Origin of the sequence: Acinetobacter sp. OYA S30 (assembly GCF_033599315.1) — a bacterium.
Lineage (GTDB): Bacteria > Pseudomonadota > Gammaproteobacteria > Pseudomonadales > Moraxellaceae > Acinetobacter > Acinetobacter baumannii.
This window is the reverse complement of record NZ_JAWVAV010000104.1, coordinates 1-1,569: the sequence shown is the minus strand read 5'-3', so window position 1 is coordinate 1,569 and position 1,569 is coordinate 1. Positions and strand designations below refer to the sequence as shown.

Annotated in this window: 2 protein-coding genes; both read left to right on the top strand. The window is 29.8% G+C overall.

Annotation, left to right across the window (positions count from 1 at the left end):
* Positions 1–297 precede the first annotated feature (297 nt).
* Complete coding sequence (locus R5R67_RS19275) at positions 298–864, top strand: hypothetical protein (protein ID WP_150957459.1); 567 nt, start codon at positions 298–300, stop codon at positions 862–864.
* 108 nt (positions 865–972) lie between these two features.
* Positions 973–1,560, top strand: a complete 588-nt coding sequence (locus tag R5R67_RS19270) for a hypothetical protein (protein WP_051568202.1) — start codon at positions 973–975, stop codon at positions 1,558–1,560.
* The last annotated feature ends 9 nt before the right edge of the window (positions 1,561–1,569 follow it).

The window sequence follows — 1,569 nt, the reverse complement described above, 5'->3', positions numbered from 1 at the left end:
AAAACTCTATGGAATTGCTATTTTTGATCATTATTTAACCAATTTTATTGGCAAGAAGTATCAAACTTGCTCAAAAAAAATCCGCTTTGTTTCCAAAGCGGATTTTTGCGGTAGTTTTGGGTTATGTAAAATAGCTAAGTACATGATTTTATTTAACTTATAAAAGACGATTTCGGATAACGCCCATTATGTTAAATGAAGCCAATAGGGTGAAGATTTATATATTAGCGATCTAAAATCTAAAAAAATTCTATTTTATTGATATATTTAGTTTTCTATTAAAATTTGGTGTTTCTTGTGAAGACATGGAAGAAAGTAACTACATGGATAGTATCCATTTTAGCTTTATTAGCTTTAATCGTAGGAGGGACAGTTCTGTATTTAATACAAAAGAGTAAAAAGGAAGAAAGACTAGTTAATTCTGCTTATAAAGAATTAATACCAGATAACATTGATTCATATCCAGAGCTTAAAAACTATTATTTAAATTTATATCGTCAAGGTTTAATTGAAAAAGATCTACCTATTTCTCCTGATGAAGATCCGACAATTCCAGACAAAGTTACTTTAATTCAAGGTAATTGTTATAGCCAATTTCTTGATTTGAATTATGATGAGCTCCAAATAGGTCTAAAGAATTTTGATAAAGAAATTGATTTTGAAGGTTATAATTTATTAGATGGAGTTATGTCGAAATTTAATGAAATCCCACCTATTTCTAATACCTTGGCACTATATGGATCTGATAAAAAAATTAGTAGGAAAGAACTTTGTACCCTTGCCAATATGTATGAAAAAGGGAAAGAGTATGAAGAAAAACTGATTGAAGAAGCACGTAAAAATAGTATAAAAGCTAATCTATAGACTTATAACTCTACTTTTTTATTATTTAGGTTGAAAATGCATAAATCATACTTATTTCTAGGAACCTTTCTTTTTTCAAATTCAATATTTGCTTTAGAGAAATTACCCATGAGTCATACGGGTTTAGAAAAATTAAAAATGCAAGAAATTGGGTATGTGATTAAAAATTTTTTACCTGACTCAAATGTATCTCGAATTGACTGGGATTATAAATCAAATGACCAGTCTATAATTTGGCTTCATAAGCCTTATTTTGAACAAAGATTTAATGATGGATCTGTTGAGACTGTACGAAAAGGTGTATTTCGATCTAATGTCTTAGGGGTACAGACTACTTATCTACAGGATAGAAAATATGAATTACCTTGGTCGGTTATCTATAAAGGTGGTATGGCTAAATTTGGGGTAACAGAGATTCAATTTCATCCTAATTTACCAGATATCGATATTATTGATTCATCTCAGTGTTTTGGTAGTGAATATCAGAATTGTGCTTTCAATCCGATACAATCTCTAAAGCGTGTTGGCGTAAATAGTAAAATGATTTGCCAAGATAGCTTCGGTAGTGGATCAAATTTTCAAAAAGTATATTTGTTAACATCAAGTAATAAAAAGCCTACTTATGCTATTTATTCCATGAGTACGGGCTCTGGAGGGTCATCTACCGATTTTATTCTGATATCGAATTTTATCTGAGTTTGAAAC

Excerpts from the sequence above, each read along its gene's own strand:
- R5R67_RS19270 (WP_051568202.1), top strand. The coding sequence starts at position 973 with ATGAGTCATACGGGTTTAGAAAAATTAAAAATGCAAGAAATTGGGTAT.